At 58.0% G+C, this 22566-nt stretch carries 17 protein-coding genes; 13 read left to right on the forward strand and 4 right to left on the reverse strand.

Translation table 11 applies throughout. The features are described 5' to 3' along the window. Together DSM3645_RS02750 and DSM3645_RS02755 are read right to left on the reverse strand one after the other, a co-directional pair. The gene (locus DSM3645_RS02750; RefSeq protein WP_002650486.1) at positions 1–3894 is read right to left on the reverse strand and encodes a hypothetical protein; all 3894 of its coding nucleotides are present in this window, start codon (positions 3892–3894) and stop codon (positions 1–3) included. A gap of 74 nt (positions 3895–3968) precedes the next feature. Beyond that, positions 3969–4529 carry an RNA polymerase sigma factor gene (locus tag DSM3645_RS02755; RefSeq protein ID WP_002650487.1) on the reverse strand — a complete coding sequence of 187 codons (561 nt, stop codon included), beginning with the start codon at positions 4527–4529 and terminating at the stop codon, positions 3969–3971. 216 nt (positions 4530–4745) lie between these two features. Here DSM3645_RS02755 and DSM3645_RS02760 point away from each other — a divergent pair, with 216 nt between their 5' ends. Genes DSM3645_RS02760 through DSM3645_RS02770 form a run of 3 tightly spaced genes read left to right on the forward strand, consistent with a single transcriptional unit; the run spans position 4746 to position 7546 of the window. Further along, positions 4746–5189, forward strand: a complete 444-nt coding sequence (locus DSM3645_RS02760; protein ID WP_040351559.1) for a GNAT family N-acetyltransferase — start codon at positions 4746–4748, stop codon at positions 5187–5189. A 58-nt stretch (positions 5190–5247) separates the two neighbouring features. Next, positions 5248–5874, forward strand: a complete 627-nt coding sequence (locus tag DSM3645_RS02765; protein ID WP_002650489.1) for a sigma-70 family RNA polymerase sigma factor — start codon at positions 5248–5250, stop codon at positions 5872–5874. 7 nt (positions 5875–5881) lie between these two features. Continuing rightward, complete coding sequence (locus tag DSM3645_RS02770; protein ID WP_002650490.1) at positions 5882–7546, forward strand: serine/threonine-protein kinase; 1665 nt, start codon at positions 5882–5884, stop codon at positions 7544–7546. A 171-nt stretch (positions 7547–7717) separates the two neighbouring features. Here DSM3645_RS02770 and DSM3645_RS02775 read toward each other — a convergent pair whose 3' ends face one another. Together DSM3645_RS02775 and DSM3645_RS02780 are read right to left on the reverse strand one after the other, a co-directional pair. Next, a complete protein-coding gene (locus tag DSM3645_RS02775) occupies positions 7718–12136 on the reverse strand; it encodes a PVC-type heme-binding CxxCH protein (protein ID WP_002650491.1) in 4419 nt (1472 codons plus the stop codon). Between the two features lie 91 nt (positions 12137–12227). Beyond that, positions 12228–13343 carry a Gfo/Idh/MocA family protein gene (locus DSM3645_RS02780; protein ID WP_002650492.1) on the reverse strand — a complete coding sequence of 372 codons (1116 nt, stop codon included), beginning with the start codon at positions 13341–13343 and terminating at the stop codon, positions 12228–12230. A 221-nt stretch (positions 13344–13564) separates the two neighbouring features. Between DSM3645_RS02780 and DSM3645_RS02785 the strand changes: the two genes are divergently transcribed. From DSM3645_RS02785 to DSM3645_RS02830, 10 genes are all read left to right on the forward strand, one after another. Continuing rightward, positions 13565–14722: an AraC family transcriptional regulator gene (locus DSM3645_RS02785; protein ID WP_002650493.1), complete on the forward strand. Its 1158-nt coding sequence runs from the start codon at positions 13565–13567 to the stop codon at positions 14720–14722. A 311-nt stretch (positions 14723–15033) separates the two neighbouring features. Beyond that, positions 15034–16107, forward strand: a complete 1074-nt coding sequence (locus tag DSM3645_RS02790; protein WP_002650494.1) for a DUF1559 domain-containing protein — start codon at positions 15034–15036, stop codon at positions 16105–16107. Between the two features lie 127 nt (positions 16108–16234). Further along, complete coding sequence (locus DSM3645_RS02795; RefSeq protein WP_131282156.1) at positions 16235–16687, forward strand: carboxypeptidase-like regulatory domain-containing protein; 453 nt, start codon at positions 16235–16237, stop codon at positions 16685–16687. A gap of 9 nt (positions 16688–16696) precedes the next feature. Beyond that, entirely contained in the window at positions 16697–17770 is a 1074-nt protein-coding gene (locus DSM3645_RS02800) for an LVIVD repeat-containing protein (RefSeq protein ID WP_002650496.1), read from the forward strand. 135 nt (positions 17771–17905) lie between these two features. Then, positions 17906–18940: an LVIVD repeat-containing protein gene (locus DSM3645_RS02805; RefSeq protein WP_002650497.1), complete on the forward strand. Its 1035-nt coding sequence runs from the start codon at positions 17906–17908 to the stop codon at positions 18938–18940. 77 nt (positions 18941–19017) lie between these two features. Further along, on the forward strand, positions 19018–19374 hold the full coding sequence (locus tag DSM3645_RS02810) for an ArsR/SmtB family transcription factor (protein WP_002650498.1): 357 nt from the start codon (positions 19018–19020) through the stop codon (positions 19372–19374). Between the two features lie 72 nt (positions 19375–19446). Further along, positions 19447–20676 carry an ACR3 family arsenite efflux transporter gene (gene arsB, locus DSM3645_RS02815; protein WP_002650499.1) on the forward strand — a complete coding sequence of 410 codons (1230 nt, stop codon included), beginning with the start codon at positions 19447–19449 and terminating at the stop codon, positions 20674–20676. Next, the gene (locus DSM3645_RS02820; RefSeq protein ID WP_002650500.1) at positions 20676–20924 is read left to right on the forward strand and encodes a hypothetical protein; all 249 of its coding nucleotides are present in this window, start codon (positions 20676–20678) and stop codon (positions 20922–20924) included. Before arsB ends, DSM3645_RS02820 begins: the two co-directional genes overlap by 1 nt. Before the next feature lie 35 nt (positions 20925–20959). Then, positions 20960–21373 carry an arsenate reductase ArsC gene (locus DSM3645_RS02825; RefSeq protein WP_002650501.1) on the forward strand — a complete coding sequence of 138 codons (414 nt, stop codon included), beginning with the start codon at positions 20960–20962 and terminating at the stop codon, positions 21371–21373. 21 nt (positions 21374–21394) lie between these two features. Then, entirely contained in the window at positions 21395–22279 is an 885-nt protein-coding gene (locus DSM3645_RS02830) for a methyltransferase domain-containing protein (protein WP_002650502.1), read from the forward strand. The last annotated feature ends 287 nt before the right edge of the window (positions 22280–22566 follow it).

Genomic DNA, 22566 nt, shown 5'->3' on the forward strand with positions numbered 1-22566 from the left:
CTACTTGCTCGCCTTTTTCGACGCTGGCGGAGTCGCGCTGTTGGAGACCGGACGGGTCGAGAAGCTGTGACGGACCGAGCCGAGCCGGCCTTCGCCCAACGCGTCGATCGTGATGCGATACTTGCCGGGAGTCGGCGGCAATTGAAAGCTAAGGGTCGCCTGGCCGCTGGAGTCGGTCTGAACAAGCGGAGCCCAGTAAATCGTTTCCGGCGCCGCTTGGTTGTTCCGATCGCCGCCGACGTCTTTCTTCTCGGATTCGCCGTAAGCGTAAGCGCGATAGTAGAAATCTTTCGTCGACTTCTCGGTTCGTTTGTCGTTGGCGTCGGCACTGGGTTGGGCGTCGTCGCCCAAGGTCCGGTCCCGTTGTGCTGCGCCGCGCGACAACATCAACCGCTGCGTCGGGGGTTGGTTGGGGGCCGCTTCTGCGGCGGGCTGAGCAGGAGCGAAGCCTGCGTTAGCTTGAGGCGCTCCGCCGCCAAATCCAGCACTGGGGAGTTGCATTGGTTGCGCTTGTTGCGCTGCGGCCGCCGATTGTTTGAATCCATGCTGCGACTCGGCCTGGCGAAGTCCGTATTCGGTCGTGCCGAGCGTTTGATTTCGTAACAGGAGGTCGTCTTCGCGTTGCATCGTGGACATGTTGTCACGCCGCTGCTGCAATTGGCCAAGTTGCGACTTGCCTTTTTGGTCCGAGAACGAATAGCGAGATTGCGGGCGATTGCCGATTTGGCTCCGCTCCAGAGCGTTTCCCTTGGGCGTCGCCGGGGGCGTTGGTTCTGACATCGCTGAGTTCAGCAAGGTTGAGGGCGCGGCGGGGGCATCGCCGGCTTCCTTTTTGGCCGCCGCTTCGTCGCCGGCCGCTCGCATAGCGCTCGGCTTTTCGCTGGCGCGATTTTCTGGCGTCGTTTTCAACATCGGCGCCGCTTTGGCGGCGCTGCCAGGCGGTTTGGATTCGGCCAGCTTGCGCTGTTCTTCTTGCTGGGAGCCAGCCGCCATCGGCTGCAAATTGTCGGAGAGCGGCAGGGCCGATGATGGGGAAACGACATCACCGGGCTCTGCGGAAAGCGGCTGACGTTGCATCTGGACGCGATCGACATCCATGGCCGACAATTCCATTGCTGCAACCGATTCTTCTCGCCCGGCCTTGCCGGGCTGCATCAGGCCGTCGTTCATCTCCGCGCCCATATCGTTAGGCATGGACGATTCGGGACGGGCGGTCGGTGCAGAGACGGTCGGTTCACGCATCGCGAGCGGATTACGGATCGCAGAGGAGCCGACGGTTGTTGGCGCCGCCATCACTCCGATCAAGATCGCCGCCAGAGAAGAAATCACGATCGCCGGTCCCCAGAACCAAGGGGAGCCAGCCGAATGGAGCAGCGCCAGTCCGATCAGGCCAAGCATCGTGGTGATCGCCGCGCCAAGCAGCCACGGCGTCATGGAGAAACCGGAACCGGCCATGGCTGAAGTCACGGGAGCTGATGCCGTCGACGAGGACGGGACGACGGAAGATGAGATGCGATTCTTGAGGATCAAGATCGGCGGTTCCGCGTCGAAAGCAGCGCTGTTACCGAAGTCATGGGGGAGCATCTCCTCAATTCGCTCCAGCTCTTCGGTTGGCACCGCTTGGCGGCCATAAGCGAGCTCTTGCGAGTACTCGTTGCCGTAGTCGCTGTTGCTACCGGCTTTGATAAATTGTCGCCAGCCGTCGGTCGCCAAGATGAAGTCGAGTTCCCGTTCGGCTTCTGCGTCGCTGCTCATCAACGCTTGCGGATCTTGCAGTTCTTCAGGGCGTTGCAGTCGCTTGGTCAACAGCTGCGCCGCGACCAGCGTCGGCGAAGCTTGCGTCGTGTGAGTGAAAGCGTTTTCATTAACGACGGCGATTCCCAGGGCGGCGAGCGTCGGCTGACCCGTTTCGTCTTTGGTGACGACGTCGATGCTCACCTGATCATTGGCCGCATAGTCTTGCTGCAAATTGGGCGTTTCGATCGTGAGGTGCTGCGCCGGTCGGCGGAAGACCATCCGTTCGGCCAGCGGCGTGATTTGTCCGAACTCGCTCGCCGCATAGAGCGTCACTTGGCCGGCCCCGGCGATTTCGGGCGGCACGTCCAAGCGAACGCGCGTCGATTTGAGCGTTTGCGGAACGGCGAAGAATTGCTGCGTAACCAAGGCGCCGTTGTTGTAATAGGCCAGACCATACCGCTGATCGGCGTCGCGACTGACCACTTCGACTTCAAGCGGCTGATCGGCGTCGACGACCGGAGCCGCCACTTTGATCGTCGCGAGGGCCGTCTCACTGATGGCCGGCAAATCGGCTTCAATTCGGTTATCGCCCAACGCGGCGGTCAGACGATAGTTTTGCTGGGGCAGCGGAATGAAATCAAACCGGCCGCGACCACGATATTCGGTCTTCGCCGTAGCGACCACTTCGTCACGACTGTTGACGACGGCGCCTTGCAGTTCGACCGGTTTGCCGTTGGCGTCGGTCGCATGGAAGTAAACGCGATTGCTGAGTCCAGCGACCAGCGTTCCCCCTTCGGGACAGAAGAGGACATCGACCGCTTGGGGCTCGAGCGGAATCGGCGAAGCGAAGGCCCAGCTTTGATCGGCGTTCGAGAAGTAAAGATGTTGCGAGACGCGAGGGTCAACGCTGCCGGTCAACTGCAACTTGACCGTCGCCAAGCCTTCGGCCGACGTTTCGATCTCTTGCGGCGCGGCGACAAAACTTCCTTGGACGATCTGCCGCATCTGCAGCTTTTGATTGGCCAACGGCTGACCCGATTGCGAATTCAATTGAAGCGACGCCGAGACTTCTTCCCCAGGGCTGAACCAGTCTTGGGCGAAGTCGAGTCGCGCGTTCCAGACCGGCGGCGCGATCGGATCGACCTGGAACCGCGTCACGTCGGCGATTCCGTCCCCGTTTTTGGCGATCAGCGAATAGTTGCCGGCGATGATGTCGGTGGGAAGCGACCACATGCTGGCGGCGACCCCCTGACGCGTCTCTCCCTGCTCGACAAAACCAGAAACAGGTTGTTGATTGGGATCGAAAATCTCAAACCCGACCGATCCATCGACCGGCAGTTGCGTTTGACTGGTCAGCGTGTTGCTGCGCCAGCGGATCGTGTCGCCGGCGCGGACCAGCGGACGATCGAGCGAAAGGGACGTGACCGTCTTCGGCGGTGCGCTGGCTAGTTGCGGAGATTCGACTTCGGCCAATTCGCGTCCCTGCTGCGCGGTGACTTGCAGTTTCAGGTCCGCGCGAGCTTTGTCGGCCGGCAGCGCGATCCGCGCCAGGCCGTTGACCGCTTGTTGCTTGCCGGCGGCGATTGTTTCGCCTTGCGGCGATTTGAAGTTGTAAGAAATCTCGGTCTCTTCCTGAGGCGCCGCTTCGTTACGAACCGAGATGGCGAAGCGGTTGGCGACTTCGCTGCTAAGGACGCGCGGGCCAGAGACTTCCAGTTCAATCGCCGGGGGCGAAGCTTCGGCGCCGGCCGCCGCAACGCGAACTTTGGTGGGCGCCGAATGGAAAGCGGTGGGAGCTTGCGCCAGCTCCGCCGTAGTCGTAAAGAAGACCGCCGCGCCGCTTGCGAGAATCAAAACCGACGCCGCCAGCGCGGTCAAAACTTGCAAGCCGCGGACAAAACCCTGCATCGCTCGGGAACGTTCCACCCGCTCTGCTTCCTGCGCCTGTTTCTTCCAAGCGGCGAAGTCGGGCAGGGGAACTTCGGTCAGGCGAACGGCCGATCCCAACAAATCGGTTTGCTCTTTCACCTCGGCATAGGTTCGGGCTAGTTCCGGATCGCGACCGATACGACCCGCCAACCGTGACGCTTCGTCAGCGGGGAGCAAGCCGTAAATCAGCTCGAGCAATTGTTGTCGGATTTCGTCGTGATCGGTCATCGAACTTTACGTGGTAAACGCGGGTGGGCGAGTTTCCTTGAGCAGTAGTCGGGGGGAGGGGGCGGAGTTATCAGTTAGTGCGGTGCGTCGGCCTTGCTAGGGGCCAGGATCGTGCGCAGTTTTTCGAGCGCCATTCGCATGCGTGTTTTGACCGTGCCGGAGGGAATATCCAGCGCCACGGCGATTTCGTCGTAGGTCATGTCACCATTCTGACGAAGCAGGAACACTTCCCGTTCTTCGTCACGCAGTTGCATCACGGCAAGCCGCATTCGATCGATCTGCTCAGCATGCTCCGCTTTACTTTCGACGGACGCATGCGGGCTGATGACCGTTTCTTCTTCGGCGACCAGGTGCTGGCGCTTGCGGCGCCAGGCGCTTTCACGATGATCGCGACCGGTGTTGATCGCAATTCGGAAAATCCAGGCTCGCACATTTTCAATTTCGGGTAATTTGTCTTGGTGCCGCCAGCATTTGATGAAGGAGTCTTGAAGTGCGTCGCGAGCATCCTCCATATTGCCTAGGAGGTGGTACAAGGCGCCCAGCAACTCGCCGTGAAGGCGCGCGAACACGTCCTCCAACGATTCCTGCTGTTTCCGGCAGGTCCGAGTTTTGTTGCCTTGTCCGAGCTTCGCCACGTTTCGCCCTTCACCCTGTTAGACGACTGCTGAGTGCGACAAGATTTCGCCGCGGAGACGATTTTCAACGATTTTGACCGAAATCGCCAGCCAGTGACCAATTCTGGTCGAGAAATACCCCTTGTTTGACCAGAAACGCTGACATTCTTGCGGTTTACCCCCATCCTTGACGATAATTAAAAGCCGGGCGTCGTCGGTACGGATAGGGAGAATCGCTTGAAAATTAGGGCCGCAGTCCCGGGGGATCACGAGAAGCTGCTCGACGTATGGCTACGTTCCGTACGTCATACGCACGCTTTTCTAACGGAAGAAGACATCCAATTCTTTCTCCCCATCGTTCGCGATCAAGCGTTGCCTGGGCTAGAGCTATGGGTATGGATCGACGAGGATCAGAGTCCGCTCGGTTTCATGGGGCTCGACGCTCACCGGGTAGAAGCGCTATTTCTCGCGCCGGAACATTTACGTCGGGGAGGGGGCAAGAGATTGATCGAATTCGCCCAAAAGCAAAAGGGGCCCCTGGCCGTCGACGTCAATGAGCAAAATCCGCAGGCGTGTCGTTTCTACGAAGCGCAAGGATTTGTCACCTATGATCGGTCCGAACTGGACTCGTCGGGACGTCCGTTTCCGCTACTACACATGCGTCAGCCGGGCGCTCCGTAAGGATCCAGTCGGTCAGACTGCTTGCCGTTCTTCTTTAGCTCAGACGATAAACAAACGTATGTGGCCCACCGCCGATAAAACGGAACAACTGATCTTGGACGCCAAAGGGGGCGACTCCGCCGCGCGCGATAAGCTGCTCGAGCGGCATCGCGACTCGCTGCGGCGGATGGTCGAGATGCGGTTGGATCGAAAGATTCGCCGTCGAGTCGACGCCAGCGATGTTGTCCAAGATGTGCTGGTCGAAGCGAATCGCCGCTTGGCCGACTACATGGACAACCCCAAAATGCCGTTCCATTTGTGGCTGCGACATCTGGCCCACGATCGCATCATTGACGCGCATCGTCGACATCGCGCGTCGCAAAAGCGCAGCGTCGATTTAGAGCAAAATATCGCGGCGCCGCTGAACGTCGACCAATCGTCGATCAACATCATCGCCCAGATCTGCGACCGCGAACTGACCCCGGCCGCCGCTGCGACCATGCATGAGCTGCAAGCTCGTTTTGAACAGGCGATCGCCCAGTTAGAGGATGTCGACCGCGAAGTGGTGGTGATGCGGCATTTTGAGCAACTCTCGAACCAGGAAGTCGCCGCGGCGCTAGAACTGTCAGCCGCAGCGGCCAGCATGCGTTACTTGCGCGCTTTGCGGCGCCTGCGCGTGCTTTTGGGCGAACCGACCGACGAGTGAACGACGTATGACCGAAGACGCTGACCAACGCGACGAGCGACTTGCCGCATTGATCGATCAGCTCACCTCTCAGGTGCAAGCCGGGCAACATGTTGATCTTGATCTGGTCGCCGAGTCGCACCCCGACTTGGCCAGCGATCTGCGCGAGCTGTGGGGCGCCGTGATGCTGGCCGACGCGGTGGCGACGCAAGTTCGCAGCGATCAGGCCATCACGCAAAGCATCACCGGCTCGTCCAGCGGCAATTTGTCGCCGCTGAGTTTGCCTGCTGATTTTGGCGACTATCACCTGCTAGAGGAGATCGGTCGCGGCGGGATGGGAATCGTCTATCGCGCGCGGCAAAAAAGTTTGGATCGCATCGTCGCGGTAAAGATGGTTTTGCGCGATCGCTTGGCGTCGCTCGAAGATCAGGCCCGCTTTCGCAGCGAAGCGGAAGCGGCCGCGCGCATCGAGCATCCCTCGATCGTGCCGATCTACGAAGTGGGCGAGTTCGATCGCCGCTGCTACTTCACGATGAAGTTTGTGCAGGGAGAGACGCTCTCAGACCGAATTGCCCGCGGGCCGATGGCGCCGCGTGATGCGGCCTTGCTGCTAAAGCAAGTCGCCGACGCCGTCCACTGCGCCCATCAGCAAGGCGTGCTGCATCGCGACTTGAAGCCTTCCAATATCCTGCTGGATGAAATCGGCCGGCCGCTCGTCACCGACTTTGGTTTGGCGAAGCGTACGACCGACGGTATTGATCTGACCCGCACCGGCGCGATCCTCGGCACGCCCACCTACATGGCGCCGGAGCAAGCGGCCGGAAATCGAGGTCGCATCGGTCCGGTGAGCGACGTCTATAGCTTGGGAACCATCCTCTACGCGATGCTGACCGGTCGGCCCCCTTTTCAAGGTGATTCGCCGGTCGATGTCGTCTTGAAGGTGCTGGAGCAAGATCCGCCGCTCCCGCGCGAGATTTATCCGAAGGTAGATCGCGATTTAGAAATGATCGCGCTGCGCTGTTTACAAAAACCGATTGACCTGCGATACGGCAGCGCCGATGCGCTGGCGCGAGACTTGAACGCCTATCTACATGACGAATCGATCTCGGCTCGCAGTGGGCGATTTGGGCAAATCGTCTCGCGACTGTTTCGTGAAACGCATCACGCTCAGGTGCTGGAGAACTGGGGGCTGCTCTGGATCTGGCATAGCTTGGTCTTGCTCGCGATGTCGCTGGCTACCTTTGGCCTGCAATTGATCGGCGACGAAACTCGCTGGCATTATATTTTCATTTGGACCGTGATCGCCGGCGCCTGGGCGATCATCTTTTGGGGAATGCGGCGGCGCATGGGGCCGGTCACGTTTGTCGAAAGACAGATCGCCCACGTCTGGGGCGCCGGGATGATCGGCGTGGTGTCGCTGTTCCCCATCGAAGCGCTGATGGGGATGCAACCGGTCGAACTCTCGCCGATCCTGGCCGTGATCCTGGGGATGCTCTTTTTGATCAAAGGAGGAATCCTCACCGGCTGGTTTTACATCCAAGCCGGCGTGCTGTTTTTGACGGCGCTGCCAATGGCGATCTTTCCGCTCTACGCGCATCTAATCTACGGCGTGATCGCGTCGTTGTGCTTCTTTGTGCCGGGGGTGCAGTATTATTTGCAGCGGCTGCGGAGTGGGGAAATGAGGAGCGATTGAACGGCAAGATCCGGTTTCCTGTAACCGTAACCTGAGGCGCGAGTCGAGGGAATGGAGACTGAACCATCGGTCAAGACTCCAATGATATTCGCTCAAGTGCAAATCTTGACCGTTCGCCGATGGCTGTCCGCATTCCCTCGGTTCGCCCCTCGGCCTACGGTGGTTCCCTAATTATTCCCCCTTCCCATCCGGCTGCTCCGCCGTGATCGCCATCACGATCGGCGCACTAGGATGCGGTCCCTTGAATAGCTCGACCTCGGCGATCTCCGCCGTGCGCTTAGGCTTAAACTTGAGGTACCGCATCTGTTGTCCGCCGCTGAAAGCGAAGGCGAACTGTGAGTTAGGCACATCGACTCGGCGGACATAGTCGGCGAAGTGGAGCCCGTTTTTCAGGGGGACTTCTTCGATTTGACCATCGGCGTAATGCAGTCGGATGGTCATCACCGTCGTCTGGTTGTTGTCGAATGGCGCGCCCCAACCGCTGATTCCGCTCAGTAGGTGAATCGCTTGAGCCGGCGCGTGCAGCGGCAACGTGACGGACTGCGGCATGGTCGCCGGGATGGGGCCTTTTTTGCTCTTCAGCATGACGACATTTGGTTTGTCGCCGGTCGGATTAACGAGTACGAACGGGATCCCTTCGATCGTTTTGGGGGACCAGTCGGATAGACGCAGCATCTCGCTGGGACTATCGGCGCTGTAGAACATACCCTGGTTGCTGGTGATGGTCGCGACGCGATCGAGCGCCAGCGGGACAAACTTTCCTTTGTTGGTCAAAAACTCCAACAGGTCGGTCAGTTCTTCGCGGGACATCTGTTTTTCAAACCCATCCGGCATCAGCGACTTGCGTGACGCGACCAGCTCTTCGATATCTTCCCGCGACAACTGATGCTTCTTCGCTTCGGCGTCGATGATTTCGATTGCAGTGCGCGATTCGCCGGCCAGCATTCCGGTCAGCAATTTGCCGTCGATCGTCAGCACTTTGTAGGTGCGAAAGTTGCCTTCGACGCTCCGGCTCGGATCGATAATGTTGGTCAACAGTTCGGCTTTCGGGTGAACCGCCATGCCGGTCAGGTCGGGGCCGACATCGCCCCCTTCGCCGCTATGCTTGTGGCATTTGGCGCAATGCTTTTTGAACAGCTCTAGGCCGTTTTTCGGATGGCCTTTGACTTGGGTGATCGCCAGCAGATCCTGCAGCACCGTGTCGCGATCGGCGTTGGGAAGTCCTCCGCCCATCGCCAATAATCTGCGAGCGCGCTGGCGAAGCTGGGCGTCAGGATGATCGGCCAGCGCCTGACGTTGATCGAGCTTCAGATCGTTCAGCGCCAGCGCGCCTGATTCCAACGCGTTGACCAGATCAACGGTGGTCGAAGCACGCGACAGCAGGACGCGAATCGCCGCGTCGCGCGTCGCTGGGGTCATCGTGCCGGCGCTTTCGGCCAGCGCTTCTCCGGTCGCTGTGGCGGTGCTGGCCGCGAGCGCGGAGAGGAGTCCCTCGTTCAATTTGGGCGTTGCGTGGGGGCCGACGATTTCCAGGATCACGTCCACCGGTCGCATGCTATCGGCGAGAAACTCCACGACCTGCCGTGCCGCCAAGATCCGCGCGTCCTCGCTGGCGTCTTCATCTTCCACGATTTCCAGCAATTGATCCGCGACTTGATTGGCGTACGATCGCAGGTCGACTCCGTTCCAGTTGCCGGCCAGATGAATCAGCGCCGCCTTGGTGGCGATCGGCGCTTTTTCGACCACGGCGCCGGCGACCGAAGTGGTGGCGGAAGTCGCATCGATCTTGAAGTCGCGCGGCCAACCTGCGTTGAGACCATGGATGATCGCACCGACGATCGCGGGATCGGCCGCTTCAAGGCCGGCCAAGAGCGAATCAAGCTGGCCAGCGTCCAACTTGCCGCGAGCCAGATGTTCGGCGACGATTATCGTCATTCCCAGGACGCGTTTGTCCGGCGCTTCGGCGCTTCCTGCGAGCTGCAGCAGAAAAGCGTCGGCATGCTTTGCCGCCGCCGCCGTCAATGCATCCGGCAGCCAACGATCGTTCATCAACTTGGCTTCGGTCGTCAACTTGGCGATCGCGGCGCCTGCGGCTTTGTGGGCAGGCATATCGGCCAAAGCCAACAGCGCCGCCAGGCGAACTTGGGCGTCGCCATCTTGCAGCGTTCCGCTCGCGAGAATCGCGGCTGTCGAAGCAGCGGTCGGCGGCAAGACCGCCAACGCGTTGCGTCGTACCCCAGCCGAGCGATGGGTGAGCGCCTTGACCGCCGCGCTATGAGCGGCCGTTTGCTGCGGATCGGCGAACACGCCCAGTCCTTGCAATGTCCACAACGCGTGAATCGCTCCAGTGTTCAGGCCGATCGCATCGGTCAGCGGATCGAGGGTCATCTGAATCAACTGCGGCACGACGTCCCGCTTTCCGCGATCGATCAACAGACGTTGAGCATGCAGTCGCCATTGCATGTTCGGGTGCTTTAAGCCTGATAGCAAAGCGGCGGCGTCGGCTTCTTGCAGATGGATCGCCGGGTTCGCGTCTGGGTTCGCGTGGTCATAGACGACGCGGTAAATGCGACCATGTTTTTTGTCACGCAGATCGGATTCGTAGGCGGCGCCTTTGCCGGTTTTAAAACCATGCGGAGTTGGATTATGCTGCACGACGTAGTTGTACCAATCCAGGAACCACACGTTGCCGTCTGGACCGACCTGCGCGGCGATCGGCGCCGTCCATTCGTCATCGCTAGCGACCAGGTTGATCGGGCTGGTCGAGTGGAAGTCAGAGCCATCCGGAGTCAATACAAACGTCCCGATCAGCTTGCCGGTCGGTCCGCAAACAAAGGCCGTTTTGTTCCACCACTGCTGCGGGTAGACGCGAGCGGTGTACAGATCATGGCCGGCGCCGGCGGTGTAGCCCCCATGTTGATCGACCTGGCGAACCTTGTCAGAAATCGGTTTGAATAGGTAGGTGTCGGCGATTGAGCCGAGTCGACTTGGCCCCCAGCCGCGAACCGTCTCATAGTAGCGGTTGGCGATCGGCATATAGACGCTGGGATTGCGATTGGCGGTCGAGCCGAAGATGAGTCCTTCTTCGCTGATGCCGAGTCCCCATGTGTTGTTGTCGGTCGAACGGACGAACTCCAGGTCGGTTACATTCGGCGGATCTTGATCGTCTAGGCGAAAGCGAAAAAAGCCCATCCGAAAGTTCGGCTGCTTCTGGCCGTTGATCATCGGCGCCGAGTCGTTGTACCCCTGCATTCCCCAGATCCAGTTGTCGAGACCATAGTGGAAGTTGCTGACGCCGCCGTGCGTATCGCCCAAGGTCCAGTTGGTGATCAACGGTTTACGGACATCGGCTTTGCCGTCGCCGTCGGTGTCTTTCAGGAATAGGGTCTCCGTTCCGTTCTGCACGACAGCGCCGCCGCGATAGGGCAAGATTGTGGTCGGAATGCTCAGCTCTTCGGCGAAGATCGTGAACTTGTCAGCACGACCGTCGCCGGTGGTGTCTTCGCAAATGCGAATCCGATCGCGGCCGCGATTGTTCGGCTGCAGTTCGTTCGGATAGTCGAGCGTTTCGCAGATCCAGAGTCGCCCTTGTTCGTCCCAGTTCATCGCGATCGGTTTTCCGCCCAATTCTGGATCGGCCGCGTAGACGTCAATCGAGAATTCGACCGGATGGACCATGTGCGTTAGCGATTTGTTAGCGGGTAGCGGCGCCTGCATGACGGTGAGCGGCGCGGCTTGCACTCCCCATTTGTCACTCGGCGTGTAGTTGGGGATCTTGGCGCCCACGTCGATGTAGGCAAACTTGGCGGCGTCGGCCGGAACTTGGCTCATCGCCGGCGGATCGAACCGCGACTTATCATAGAAATCATCCACGACGCTCACGTCATGTTTGGTCGCCCAGCGAATTCCTCGTTCGACCAGATTCAAGAATCCGGGGTTGCTCCAGGTCCGTGCGTCATGTCCCCACGCGGTATAGAAGACGCGGCCGGCGCCTTGCGTGCGAATCCAGGTCCAAGGTTCACGCGTTTGTCCCTCGGCCTGACCCCCTTGAAGGCGATACTCCAGCACGATGCGATTGCGATCGTTGTGGCGATGGTGGATGTAGGTTTCGTCCCAACTTTGAAAACCGTGAAAGCCTTGCATGAGAGGATGAGCGGGCTCGGCGATAACGGTGCTGAAGACTTCGCCTCCATGCTTCGAGAACTGTCCGCCCACCAGGTCAACATAGGCCGGCGAGTTGAGAAAACAGTACGTGGCGCAGTGCAGCGGAATCAGACCGCCTCCCTGGGCGACGTAATCCAACAGCGCCGCTTCTTGGTCGGCCGAGATCTTCTCGGCGTTGGCGTAGATCATCAAGCCGTCGTATTGCTTCAGCCGATCTTTGTTCAGCGCCGTGATGTCTTCCGTGTATTCGATATCGACGCCGCGCTCTTTCATCGCTGGAATCAACTGAGCGGCGCGATCGGCAGGGTGGTGATGTCCTTGGTCGCCGAGAAAGAGAATCCGAATCGGCGCTTCGTTCGCCGTTTGGGCAAGCGAGTTGGCGACGAAAGCGAACAGCACGGCTGCGGCGGCGAGCAAACGAATCACGGCGAAACTCCGGCCAGCGCGCTCGTCCTAGCGGTGACGAGCGTTTGGGTATGCGAATAGAATCTACGGTCTCTCTCGGCACGCACGCGCATTAGGCGAGCGTGAAGTCAGGCAAGCGAACGATCTCGCCCCCCTGTTTGGTCGATTGGTGGGCGCACAAACCGACGCAGGTCCAGTTGGCGCTGATCACGGCGTTGGGCCAGGGATCGCGATCTTCGGCCAGCGCACAGGCAAATTCGTTGGCCAAGTGCGGATGCGAACCGCCGTGTCCGGCGCCTTGGATGAACGACAAGTGCTCGACATCCTGAATCGCGCGCGTGAATTTTTGAATCTCGGCCGGCAGTCGCTGGGCGAAGTCAGGCACCGTGATTCGTTGGGCGATTTCGTGCTCTGGCTTTTTCGCCGTATGCAGTACATGTTCTTCCCCTTCGATCAGCGCCCACTCAAAGCTCTGCTTGGTGCCGTAGACATCGAAGCTTTCGCGATATTGCCGCGCCGTGTCAAACAGAAATCGCCAGACATGGGCGGCGACGGGACTATCTTTCAGCTTGATATGGCAGGTTTCTACGGCGTATTGGTTGCCTGACTTTTCGGCCAGTTCCGGCGAGATAACGCCAGAGCCGAAACAGCTCACGTATTCGGCGCGGCTATTCATTAGGCCTAATACGGGACTGACCACATGGGTCGCATAGTGCATCGGGATCATGCGCTCCCAATACTCGGGCCATCCCTGCATGTCTTGCGGATGAGAAGCGGCCATGTATTGAATGTCTCCCAGCTCCCCTTGGTCGTAGAGCTGTTTGATGTAGAGGAACTCGCGGCTATAGACGACCGTTTCGGCCATCATGTACTTCAGACCGGTTTCGGCGACCTTCTCAACGATTTGACGGCATTCGTCGATCGTGGTGGCCATTGGTACGGTGCACATCACATGCTTGCCGGCTTCGAGCGCCTGCAGCGACATCCAGCCGTGATCGGGAATCGGCGAGTTGATATGGACAAAGTCGACCGTCGGGTCGGCCAGCACTTGGTCGTAGCTGGTATAGCGCTGCTCGATCTCGAACAAGTCGGCCATCTTGTGCATCTCGGCCTCGTTCCGCCGACAAACTCCGTACATCTTGATTTGCGGGTGAGCTTTGTAGATCTGGATGAACTCGGCGCCGAAACCGAGACCCACAATCACCACGTTGAACTGCTTCGTATTCATCAATAATCCTTCGAGCGAGAAGATGCATGCAGAGCGCAGCGTACTGACCAAGCGGTGACGGCGTTCAGTACGTTCTTATAACCTGACCGGTCGCCGGGCTAAAAGCCATGAGAAAACGCGAATACAATCGGAGGTATTTCACATAAGGAGCAGAGTCGCCACAACTTTTCGTCTACAATGGAGCCAAGCACGCCGCTCCTTTAAAGAGTAACCGCTTTCCCATGAAACGCCGCAAGACAGTCGCGCTGTTGGTTGAAACGTCAAACGCGTACGCGCGGGGGCTGTTGGAAGGGATCATCTCGTATGTTCACGAGCATCAGCCGTGGTCGATTTATGTGCCGGAACAAGAACGCGGCGCATCGCCGCCGGCCTGGCTAAAAAGTTGGAAAGGAGATGGCGCGATCGTCCGCATTGAGACTCCTCAGATCGCGGCGGTTGTCAAAAAGCTAAAGATGCCGGTCGTCGATGTCAGCGCCGCGCAGTTGGCGCCCGGCGTGCCGTGGGTTGAGACGGATGACGCCGAAATTGCCCGAACCGCCGCCGATCATTTGTTGGAGCGGGGATTCCGAGAGTTCGCGTTTTGCGGCGAGCCTCATTTTAACTGGTCCAAGTGGCGCGAAGAAAACTTTGTCGAGCGATTGAAGCAAGCGAAGCGACGTTGTCACATCTTCGAGTCGACGCCGCGCGATAGCGACTCTTATTCATGGACGCGCGAAAAACGACGCATGGCCGCTTGGCTGCACAAACTGCCGAAGCCGGTCGGTTTGATGGCCTGTTACGATATCAAAGGACAGCAGGTGTTGGACATCTGTCGCGAGTTGGAGATCGCCGTGCCGGAGCAGGTCGCCGTGATCGGCGTCGATAACGATCGCTTGCTGTGCGATCTTTGCTCGCCGCCGCTGTCGAGCGTGATCCCTGACACGCGCACCACCGGATACGAAGCGGCCCGTTTACTCGATCGTCAGATGAACGGCGAAGCGGTCGGCGACGAAGGGATGTTCGTACCGCCGCTCGGGATCAACACGCGACAATCGACCGACGTGATGGCGACCGATGATCCGATCATCGCCAAAGCGATGCAGTTCATTCGCGAACACGCGTGCGACGGCGTCAACGTGCAAGACGTCCTGTCGGTCGTGCCGCTCTCGCGTCGCGTGCTTGAATATCGCTTCAAAGAAGCGGCCGGCAAAACGCCGCACGAAGCGCTGGTGCAAGTTCGCCTGGATCGCGTCCGCCAGCTGCTGCGCGACACGCAACTCTCAATGGCCGACATCGCCGATCGCACCGGCTTCGAGCATGTCGAATACATGAGCTCGGCGTTTCGGAAGAAGACCGGGATGTCGCCATCGGAATATCGCCGCCAGGTGCAGCCGAAGTAAACGCGGTGTGGTGGTTTCTAGTCGAGCGCTTCGAGATCTGTTTTGCACGGCTTGGTCTAAGGAAAGACGTTACGCCTCTGTTTTGCGCTGGATGACGCTTTCTGTTGAGAATTGTGCGCTTTTGTGCGGGAGACGTTCTTCGTGAAGCGGCCTGTTGGCTTGGTGAGGGATTGGATCGGGGGATTTTTATCGAATCTTCACGCAGTCTTGTTCGATCTAGAATTCGCTTGGAGTTAGTTTGAGGGAGCCAGCGGCAATCGACTTTGACGCATGGTTTATCCGCTCTCTAACCAGCCAAGAGAATCCTTGAAATGCATACCTCCACGCCTTGCTTGAACGGAAGTCCCGAAGATCTGGTTGGGGATGTCCGACAATCGATCGAGAACGGTTCCGTCCCGACTTCTGCGTTCCGAATTCGTGCTGGGTTCACCCTGGTCGAATTGCTGGTGGTCATTGCGATCATCGGCGTGTTGATCGCTCTCTTGCTACCCGCAGTGCAGCAGGCCCGCGAAGCGGCCCGGCGGATGTCTTGCTCAAATAATCTGAAGCAACTCGGCTTGGCTTTGCATAATTACCACGACACCTTTGGCGCTTTTCCGGTTGGCAGCGCTTATCAGTATGCATCGTCTTGGATGGTGGGAGTGTTGCCGTTCATTGAAGAACGCGCCTTGTACGATCAATGGACTTTCGTCCAGAGTCGCGGGGGACAAACCTCCAATGCGCCTGCGACGACCAAAACGGCCTTCGCGGATGTGGTGATCTCGGGTTATATCTGCCCTTCGAGTCCCTTGGAAAATCTGAGCAGAGCGAGCGTTAGTCCCCGTTTCGGCGCGTCGAACTATATGGGGATTTCAGGAGCGGCGACGCCAACCGATGTGGTGTCGTCGACAACCGGAGATCGCTGCATCCAAGGGAAATATGGCTATGTCTGCTCGAATGGGCTGATGCCTCCCAATTTGTCGATTCGGATGGGAGAAATCACCGATGGCTTGACCAACACACTGCTCGTTGGCGAACAGTCCGATTTCTGCGTCGACTCAACAGGCGCGAAAGTGGATCTCCGAAATTCGTGGCGCTGGGGTTTTACGATGGGGACTGGATCCCCGGGATATCCCGGAACCTCGACTTGGACGAGCACGATTGAGAACGACACGCACAATATCTCGACCATTCGCTATGCCGTGAATTACAAAGCGAAGACCTCCGACACCTTAGGCAATGTTGAATACGGCACCAATGCGCCGATCCAGTCGGCTCACCCCGGCGGAGCGCAGGTGTTGTTTGCGGACGGAAGCGCCCATTTCCTTGCGGAAACGATTGATGTAAATGGGATCCTGTGTCCGCTGGCCGCACGGAATGATGGTCTCACGATCGGCGAGTACTAAGCCGCCGCAGCGAAAACTAGGGGGAGCGGATGCTGCACTTCCGATTCCTTGTTTGTCGGTAAGAAATGATCCAGAACGGGAACGCTCCGTTGACTTCCTCCTGTACATCTCCAATTTGGCTTGCACTATGTACTCAAGAACTACTCTCCAGAATATCTATTCCGGGATCGCTGGCGGCGTCTTGTGCTGCATGTTCGCTGGTTGCATGGGAGGAAATCAAATTCCGATCGTCCCGGTTACCGGGCAAGTCATGATGAATGACGAGCCGGTCGCCCAGGCGATCGTCTCTTTTGAAAATGCGCGCACCGGTTTCGCCGCGATGGCGGTGATCGCAGACGACGGCAACTATCGGATCCGCTCGCAGTATGGCGATGGGATTCCGCCGGGGGAATATGTCGTTTCCATTTCTCCCCCCTCGACTCGAGACGAACTGGATAAGCGGATCCCCCTTACTCCAATTCAGGCGAAGATCCCGAGGAAGTTTCATTTTTCACAGTCCAGCAATTTGTCCGCCAGTGTGAAAGAGGGAAAGAGCACGTTTAACTTTCAATTGGGTTCTTCTTCAACAGACCGTCGGTAAAGCCATTTCATGATTGTAAATTTCAAGTTTCCCTTGCTAGTTGTCGCCTTCTTTGGAATTGCGTTGACGTATTGCGGATCTCTTTCGGCCGCTTCTCCTTTTGTCGGCGTGCTGGTCGATCCTGTGTTGTTGCGAGGTGTAGAAGACGTTTATCTCGACGGCGATCGAGCCTATCTGCCATGTCGCGAAGGGCATCGACTCACGGTTTGCTCGATCAAAGATCCGACCCAGCCGCAGATTTTGGGTTCGTTCACGCACCCGGCGTTGGACCAAGCGGCGGGGTTCGCTTTGGATGGAACGACGGCCTATGTCGCATCCAATAGCAATCATCAACTGTTGATCGTTGATGTGGCCGATCCGGCGGAGATGAAATTGTTGGGAAAGGTTTTGATCGGCACGGCGGACGGCCCTGGCGCTCTTTACAAAGTCGCCTATCGAGATGGCTACTGTTATGTCGCTTTGCAACAAGGCAAGCGGATGTACGTGGTCGACGTACGCGACAAAACCGAGCCCAAAGTCGTCAGCAATATTCAAGTCACTACGGATAATGACGGTCCTTTCAGCGTCGAGTTGCGAGATCATTATGCCCTGGTGGGGACGCTGTTTGGCCGTAACAATCGCCTGGCGGTAGTCGACATCCAAGATCCGCTGCATCCGCAGTTGACCGCGGTTTTGCTGAACCCGCATCTTTGCCAGGTGAGCGGGAAGATTGTCGGCGATCGATACGTCGCCGTTTGTTGGAACAACAATTCGCTTCTTGTGGTGAACATCTCCAATCTGACCAAGCCTACTCTCGAAGCAGTGCTGGTTGACGAGCGCCTGGGGAAACCAAATCGGTGCGAAGTGGTGGGAGACCGCGCCTACTTGCCGATGGTGGAAGGAGATGGCGTCGCCGTTGTCGATATTTCCGATCTGTCGAAGCCTCGTTTTTTGTCGTCGTTCACGCATCCGCTTTTGGATAAAACCTACGGGATCGCTGCTCGCGGCGATCTGTTGTTCGTCGGGTCGCGTGAAGGCAATAGCCTGGTGGTGATTGATCGCCGGGATCTTGAGCCGGGATCGGCGAGCGGGCTGGTCAAGTGATCTGCAATGCAGCGGCGCGTGAGGGAGCGAAAGTCGGCCCCTTTGGTCTGTTAGAAGGTAAGGGTTCGACTTCTCGCGGGGTTGGATTCACGGGAATGAGCAATGCAGCGAGTTTTGTCACTTTTCAACAGAGTCATGCTTGCCATCTTGGCGGCCGCGAGTCTGATTACTAGCGGCGAGTTGTCGCTGGCGGGATCTCCGATCGTGGGCACGTTGGTCGACAGCGAACAGTTGAACGGCGTAGAAGACATCCTCTTGAGCGGTGATCTTGCGTACTTGCCTTGTCGGGAAGGGCGTCGCTTGACCGTCTGCTCGATCAAGAACCCCGCAGCGCCCGTAATCATAGGATCGTTCAGCGACCCAGATTTGGACCACATAACTGGTTTCGCCTTGGAGGGAGACACCGCTTATCTGGCGTCGCAAAACAGCCAGTTTCTCCTGATTGTCGATGTATCCAATTCCGCTGCGATAAAATTGCTGGGCAAGGTTCGCATTGGTCAACCGGGGAGTGAAGGCCCCGTCTATAAGATGGCCTATCGAGACGGGTACTGTTACATGGCTCATCAAGCGGAAAAACGGCTGTACATTGTCGACGCACGAGACAAATCACGTCCTCAGGTCGTTAGTCACGTGCAAGTAACCACGGCCGATGACGGCGCGTATTGCGTTACGATGCAGGGGCATTATGCACTGGTAGGAACCGTTTTCGGCCATCCGAATCGCTTGGTCGTGGTCAACGTTGAGGATCCTGTGAAACCACGAATTGTGGGGGAAGTGCTCGCCCCGCATCTCAGTCAGGTGATTGGAACCGTCGTTGGCGACCGGATGTACGCCGCGTGTTGGCCATGGGATGCGCTGGCGGTCATCAATCTCGCCGAACTCTCGGATACGACCATGCCTAGTCTCGAAGGGGAATTGGTGGATGAACGGCTGGGCGAGCCGAATCGCTGTGCGGTTGTCGGGGACAGGGCTTACCTGCCGATGGTCCGCGGAGATGGAGTCGCGGTGGTCGACATCTCCAATCCCGCAAAACCACGATTTGTGACCTCGTTTAGCCATCCCTTGGCGAAACGAACGTACGGACTGGCGGCTCGCGGCGATTATGTTTATTTGGGAGCACGTACCGGCGACAGTCTGGTTATTCTGAATCGCCACGAACTCGAGAAATGACCCGTCTTGAGCGATCTCTCCTTGACCTTTTCCGCCATGAACACTATATTCGCTTAGACGAATGTAATGAGCCAAGCATGAATACCATCGCACTAGCGCTAAATCCCGAGCTAGCGTTTCGCGCCTTGTCTGATCCGACCAGGTTGCGGATTTTGCATTTGCTGCGCAAGGGAGAGCTGTGCGTTTGCGATTTGGTCAACGTGCTCGACGTGCCGCAGCCGACCGCTTCGCGACATTTGGCTTACTTGAAAAAGTCAGGCCTGGTCGCGGCTCGCAAGGAGGGGCTGTGGCAGTACTACCGTTTGATTCCGGCGAGCGGCAAGTTTCATCAGTCGCTGCTGAAGTGCGTCGCCGATAGCGCTGAGGTGCTGCCGCAACTTGCCGCCGATCGCGACTATTTGTCGTCGTGCGGCGAAAGCGATTGTTGCGAGTAGCTCCTTTTTTTTAATTTATACATTCGCTTGGGCGAATATAGTGTCCCGAGAAGCAAGTGAATTGGAATTGATATGGACATGAATTCTGAAAGTTGCGGTGACCAGCCGTCGAAGGGAATCGGCTTCTTCGAGCGATATTTGACCGTGTGGGTTTTGCTCTGCATCGGCGGCGGCGTACTGCTGGGTAAATTGGCCCCAGGCGTCGCTCAGTCGCTCGATCAAATGGCGATTTACGTAGGAGATGCGCCGGTCATCTCGATCCCGATCGCGCTCTGTCTCTTTTTTATGATGTATCCGATCATGGTGAAGATCGACTTCGCCAAAGTCGTTCAGGCCGGCAAAGCTTGGAAGCCGGTCGGGTTGACGCTGCTCCTCAACTGGGGCGTTAAGCCGTTCACGATGTACGCGATTGCGTTGTTCTTTCTGGGATACCTGTTTCTGCCGCTGATTGGGGAGGATGCCGTCGATCTCGTCAAACCGCCGTTAGGCGTGAGCCTGGTCGAAGGCGATGTCTATGGATCAGGAACCGTCGTCTTGGTGGACGGAGTCAAAATGCTGCAAGTTCCCTTGTGGCGCAGCTATCTCGCGGGTTGCATCTTGCTGGGGATCGCTCCCTGCACGGCCATGGTGTTGGTCTGGGGATATTTGGCCCGCGGCAACGATGGCTTGACGCTGGTGATGGTCGCGATCAACTCGCTGACCATGTTATTGCTATACGGCGTCTTGGGTGGTTTTCTGCTGGGGGTCGGTCAGCTTCCCGTGCCTTGGCAGGCGTTGCTGTTGTCGATATCGGTCTACGTCGCATTGCCGCTGGCGGCCGGCTATGCATCAAGGATCTTGATCATTCGCACCCAAGGAAGAGCCTGGTTTGAAGAGAAGTTTCTGCATTGGCTGACCCCGGTTACGATCACCGCTTTGTTGGCGACATTGGTGCTCCTCTTTTCGTTGAAGGGGGAAGTGATTCTGGGCAACCCGCTCACGATCGTCTGGATCGCGATCCCGTTGATGCTGCAGACGATCTTGATCTTCGCCGTGGGATACGCCGTCGCTAGATGGATGAATTTTTCGTACGAAGACGCGGCGCCCACCGCCATGATCGGCGCTTCCAATCACTTTGAGGTCGCCATCGCGACGGCGACGATGTTGTACGGTTTGTCGTCCGGCGCCGCGCTGGCGACGGTTGTCGGCGTCTTGATCGAAGTGCCGTTGATGCTGATGTTGGTGCGGTTTTGCGTCAAAACGCAGACGTCGTTTGCGAGCCAATCGTCCGAGCCGGTCACGGCGACAAAGGGAGCCATGTGATGGAGAATCAGCAACTTCCTGAATGCTACTCGAAGATGTTTCCCGACGTACTTCATTTGCCGACCGGCAGAACCGTATCTGGGAAGGCGCTGGGAGTGGAGATTCAAAAGTCGGGCGGATTGGTGACATCGGGTAAGCGGGTCGTCGTGAATCATGAGCAATGGAACGCTTGTCGCCGCTGTCCCCAGTTTGAACATTGCTATCAACTGTCGATGGCCAAGCTGGCGTTGTCGGCGGCCATTCAATAAATTTCAGTCTGACAATTAAGATAGGAGCACGATTGATGAAACGCGTTTTAGTTCTGTGCACCGGCAACTCTTGTCGTTCGCAGATGGCCGAAGCTTTGTTCGAGACTTTGAGCGAAGGCGCCTGGAAATCCGATTCGGCCGGTTCCAAGCCTTCTGGCTACGTGCATCCGCTGGCGATTCGCGCGATGAGCGAGCTGGGCGTCGATATTTCGTCTAACGAAAGCAAGCATGTCGACCAGTTCGCCGACCAGCCGTTTGATCTGGTTGTGACCGTTTGCGACAACGCCAAAGAGGCTTGTCCGGTTTTTCCTGGCGCCAAGCAAACGTTGCACTGGCCCTTTGATGATCCGGCCGACGCGACCGGTGATGAAGAGGAAAAGATGTTGATGTTCCGCCGCGTGCGCGACGAGATCAAAACCAAAATTCTGGGCTACTTGCCGACGGCCTAATTCGACTCAAAGGGGAACAGAATGACCAACGAAAACACCGCTGCAATCAAGTCGAACTATGGCGCCGTTGCGACCAGCGGCCTATCCAGCGAACATGCAGGCGTCAAAGCGATCGCCGAGGCGTTCGGTTACTCGGCCGCCGAACTTAGTTCGATCCCGGCCGGCGCCAATATGGGGCTGTCATGCGGCAATCCGACGGCCACCGCCAATCTGCGCGCCGGCGAAGTGGTCGTCGATCTCGGTTGCGGCGGCGGTCTTGACGTCTTCTTGGCGGCGGCGAAAGTGGGCCCAACCGGCAAAGCGATCGGCATCGACATGACGCAGCAAATGATCGACCTGGCGAACAAGAACGCCGCCGGCAGTAACCCGCCGCTGACGAATGTTGAGTTTCACTTGGCGACGATCGACGCGATGCCGCTGGATGATAACAGCGTTGACTGCGTGATCAGCAACTGCGTGATCAACCTTGCCGATGACAAAGGGGCCGTCTTCCAAGAGATTGCCCGCGTCTTGAAGTCCGGCGGACGTGTCGCGGTGAGTGACATTGCGCTCAAAAAGCCTCTGCCGGAAGAGTTGGCAGGCGATATCTCGGCGCTGGTCGGTTGCATCGGAGGAGCGATTCCGATCGCCGATTATCGCCAAGGTCTGCTCGACGCCGGTTTCGCCGCGGTCGAAGTGGTCGACGACCAGGCCGATCTCAACGCCTACGCCAGCGTCGACAATCAGGCCGGCTGCTGCTCACCCACCATGAGCGACGATCCGCTGGCGATTATCGACGCCGGTTGCTGCGGCGGCAATGAAGCTCCGCTGGAACCAGGTATCCATCAGCGTTTGACCGAACTGCTGAAGAAATATGACATCAATGAGTACGCGGCGAGCGTGAAGGTTTACGCGGTGAAGCCGTAAGCGCGAATACGCAGAGTTGAGCGGAAGAGATTCAGGCGTCAGGAAGTTTTCCTGGCGCCTTTTTTCGTCCCAGGAATAAGTTTGCCGCGGCGGCGGTCTGGCCAGTATAAGTAAAGGTGAGAAGCGGTGATTCTCTCGCTCCATACGTGGTGGCCTGTTGCTGGAAAGCAAGGCCGATGACAGTCCTTGTCATCGATCGCGATTTTCAATTGGTTGAGCGGAAAGACTTTCAGCCTAGTGAAGAGGCCCAATCGCGGATGAGAGTTTGGGCCAAGGCCGCAAGACGA

The organism is Blastopirellula marina DSM 3645 (assembly GCF_000153105.1).
GTDB lineage: Bacteria > Planctomycetota > Planctomycetia > Pirellulales > Pirellulaceae > Blastopirellula > Blastopirellula marina.